Below are 3,452 nucleotides of genomic sequence, written 5' to 3'. Positions count from 1 at the left end.
AGATGAGATTTGTCTTTCTTTTTCTCATCCAAAACTTTGATGGTGGTTTCGTCTACTTGAAGATACCCTTCATTTTTGATGTCTATCAGAAGCTTTTCATATAGTGGTTTTAAAGCATCCATACTTTGAGCTGCCCAGCCATCTATTGTAGAAGAAGATATATCGATGTTTTCTCTTGAAAAACGTTGCTTCTGACGATACAAAGGAAGGTGGTCTACGTATTTATCTACAAGTATTGTAGATAATAATCCTTCAGAAGGTATTCCTTTGTCGATGATTCGCTCTGGAAGTAATCCAATACTAATTTGTGTATTATCTTTTTCCTTAGTTGCGTATTTATATCGAATGTATTTTATAATTCTAAAATAACTTGGAACGCAATCTAACACTTCTGTTATCTCTTTTCCGATACAAATCATATCAGAAAAATCTCCTTCAGGGTATATTTCTACTACTTCTACTGGTAAGTTATCAGGTAATTTAGCTCTTCCAGGATGTTTCTTCTTTTCGCGAGAATAAGTGATTTCTTGCTTGATTGTCTCTTCCTGTGCTTCTTTCGTTATTTGTTCAGCCTCAAAAGGAAGTTCCATTTGATCAGGATCTTCAAAGCGTTCACGACTCTGACCAAACTTCATACGTTGAAGTAGTTTGACTAAACGCTCTAATTCTGTGTTTTTTTCTTCTAAAACCGATGTCTTATGTTCTTGTTTTGAGATTGCCTTCTCTTGTTTGGAAATAGTCTTTGACTGCTTTTTTATAAGCGCCAAAAGTTCTTGTTTTGATAAGTTTTCTAAGTCTATTTCCATGAAGTAAATATACGACGAAAGCCCCATTTACACAAGGTTTTAAAAGTATTTACTTCATAGTAAATCGCCTTTTATGACTACTTTTTAGAACTTGGATTCCCTCTATCATAAGTACTAAATCACTCCAACTAATTTGTGTTTTATTATGTATTGGTAAGGCAAAAGTACCTTGCTCTAATCGTTTGTGATATAACACAAATCCTCCTGGCTCCCAATGCAAGAGCTTCATTTGATTGCCTCGGCGATTAATAAATATATAAACACTTCCATTATGAGCTACTTGATTAAGCTCGTTTTGAACAAGGCCACACAGAGAATCAAAACTCTTACGCATATCACAAGCTGATTTATACAAGTGGAATTGATGAGAACTACTCAAGCTAAACATTAAACTAAGTTTACTAATGAATACAGTTCGTTTAGATTATCTGTATGTACTCGTAACTTTACACCATTAGGATACATGATTTCATATTCTTGAACACGAACCACTTGATCCCTTGTTACAGTTATAAAATCACTATCTACTGACTGACTTAATCCTGATTTATACTTGACTACCCAATAGCTAAAGTTCTCTATCTTCAATCCAACACTTTCACAGTACTTTACCTGTGTTAATCCACTTGCTTTCCAATTCTCTACATGAGAATACATTATTTCTTGTTTGCTCATCTATTTATTATTTCAGGCAAACTTACTATCTTACATTAGACGATGAAATATGTAGTTGGTCGGGTGAATACGTTCAAACTGCAATTTTGAACGCTTCAGATTAATATTGTCTCACTCATAAGAGTATGATGCAAATGTAAGCATTATACTCTTATCAATCAACTATTTATTAATGGATGAAATAAGCGTATATGAAATATCATCACGCAAAGACTCTGTGTATGATAAAATTAATGAAGAAATATGCAAATACTTCAATATCAAATTCAATGAAATATCTTTAGAGTTTGAGATTTTTAGGTTAAACTCTAATCAAGGAGTTGTTTTTAACGAATCATCTCTATTAATACACTTGCATCGTGAGAAGTTAAATGTGAGTCCACAAGCTTTAAAAACTTATTTAAAGAGCCATTTTATCAAACGATATAACCCTATTGTAGAATACTTTGAGAAATTACCTACTTGGGACGGAAAAGATTACATAAAACAATATGCTTCTTATGTAAATACAGACGATAACAATCTTTTTGCTCATCATTTATTAAAATGGGCAGTTCGAACTGTTAAAACAGTTATTCACCCAGAACAGATTAATAAGCATTGTTTGATTCTAGGGAATGGAGAACAAAATGCGGGTAAATCTACCTATTTAGAAAACCTTTGTCCTAAACCATTAAAGCAATACTACTATGAAAACATAGGAGTTAGTAAAGACGATCGTATAAAATTATGTAAAGCTTTTATCATTAACATCGAAGAATTAGATATCCTAGGAAAATACGATATCAATTCTATTAAGTCCGTTATATCACAGACAACAGTAAACGAGCGTTTACCCTATGCAGAAAAATCTTCTTTGTTATATCGTATTTGCAGTTTTGTAGGAAGTACCAACAAGCTCGAGTTTTTAAACGATGAAACAGGCAGTGTTCGTTGGATTGTATTTGATGTACTTGGCAGAATCAATTTTTCTTACACTCAAGAGTTCAATATGGATAATTTCTGGGCACAAGCTTATCATATTTATAAACATCAGCCTACGTTCAAATCTGATTTAACAGTTGAGGAAGTAATAGCTAATGAAAAAAGAAATGAGCGTTTTACAATTCAAACTGTAGAAAGTGAATTTGTCCTTCGATTTTATGAACCAAGTGAAGATTTAGAAGATTTTAGAACAGCAACAGAGATTATGACTGAGCTTTCTGTTATGGGGCATAAATTAAACAATCAAAGAATAGGAACCTCTTTGAAAAAACATGGATTCAATCGAATTAAACATGCAAAAAGACAAGTGTATGGATATTTGGCTAAAACAAAATTTAAAGACTCTCCTTGGGGTTTTAATGAGTAGAACAAATATTCAACTTACCTAGTTACCTACTTACCTAAATAAGTATATTGTATTAATATTCAATACATTAATTAGGTAGGTAACTAAGAAAATAGCTTACCTTTTATAAAATATTAGGTAATTGGGTAACCTCTAAAAACAACTACCTATATCAATACCTTGTTGATTAACAAATAATTAAAAGCAAAAGGTGATTAGGTAAGCAAGAAACACATTTCAGAGCAGATGATAAATTGTAGTGAAGCAAAAAAGATAAGTTTAGTTTCTATTTTAGATAAAATGGGAGCTAAAAAAATCAAACAGAACAATCGGGAAGTATTCTATATAAGTCCATTCAGAAATGAATCGACAGCATCCTTTAAAATAGACGTTGTAAAGAATATTTGGTACGATCACGGAGAAGGTTTAGGAGGGAATGTTTTAGACTTTATAATGGCATTTTATAAATGTGAATTAAAAGAAGCATTACGGATTTTAGATAATGAATCTTTTTCTTTTCACCAGCCCATTTTTCAAGATTTTGCTATTGAAAAAGAAAAGAATTACGAAATAAGAGCGATTAAACCCCTAACGAATACTCAATTGGTTAATTATATACAAAGTAGGTGTATTAGTCTTAA

At 31.8% G+C, this 3,452-nt stretch carries 5 protein-coding genes; 2 read left to right on the top strand and 3 right to left on the bottom strand.

The window, feature by feature from the left end; genetic code table 11:
* The 3 genes from CF599_RS06475 to CF599_RS06465 all read right to left on the bottom strand — a co-directional run.
* On the bottom strand, positions 1-806 hold an 806-nt coding region (locus tag CF599_RS06475), incomplete at its 3' end, for a transposase (RefSeq protein ID WP_143824801.1).
* 49 nt (positions 807-855) lie between these two features.
* Positions 856-1,194 (bottom strand): IS66 family insertion sequence element accessory protein TnpB, encoded by a 339-nt coding sequence (gene tnpB / locus CF599_RS06470; RefSeq protein WP_121965231.1) that lies wholly within the window; start codon positions 1,192-1,194, stop codon positions 856-858.
* Positions 1,194-1,481, bottom strand: coding sequence for a hypothetical protein (locus tag CF599_RS06465; protein WP_121965230.1), 288 nt, complete (start codon positions 1,479-1,481; stop codon positions 1,194-1,196). The genes tnpB and CF599_RS06465 overlap by 1 nt, the downstream gene beginning before the upstream one ends.
* Positions 1,482-1,653: 172 nt before the next feature.
* Here CF599_RS06465 and CF599_RS06460 point away from each other — a divergent pair, with 172 nt between their 5' ends.
* Together CF599_RS06460 and CF599_RS06455 are read left to right on the top strand one after the other, a co-directional pair.
* A complete protein-coding gene (locus CF599_RS06460; RefSeq protein ID WP_121965229.1) occupies positions 1,654-2,832 on the top strand; it encodes a VapE domain-containing protein in 1,179 nt (392 codons plus the stop codon).
* Positions 2,833-3,057: 225 nt separating this feature from the next.
* Positions 3,058-3,452 (top strand): CHC2 zinc finger domain-containing protein (locus CF599_RS06455; protein WP_254050248.1); only part of this gene is annotated, 395 nt, incomplete at its 3' end.

It is taken from the genome of Myroides sp. N17-2, assembly GCF_002286775.1.
Classification (GTDB): domain Bacteria; phylum Bacteroidota; class Bacteroidia; order Flavobacteriales; family Flavobacteriaceae; genus Flavobacterium.
Note: the sequence above shows the minus strand (reverse complement) of the source record. Positions and strands in the feature narration are given on the sequence as shown.

Bases quoted from the DNA above. Each gene is read 5' to 3' on its own strand.
- tnpB (WP_121965231.1), bottom strand. From the start codon at position 1,194: ATGTTTAGCTTGAGTAGTTCTCATCAATTCCACTTGTATAAATCAGCT.
- CF599_RS06465 (WP_121965230.1), bottom strand. From the start codon at position 1,481: ATGAGCAAACAAGAAATAATGTATTCTCATGTAGAGAATTGGAAAGCA.
- CF599_RS06460 (WP_121965229.1), top strand. From the start codon at position 1,654: ATGGATGAAATAAGCGTATATGAAATATCATCACGCAAAGACTCTGTG.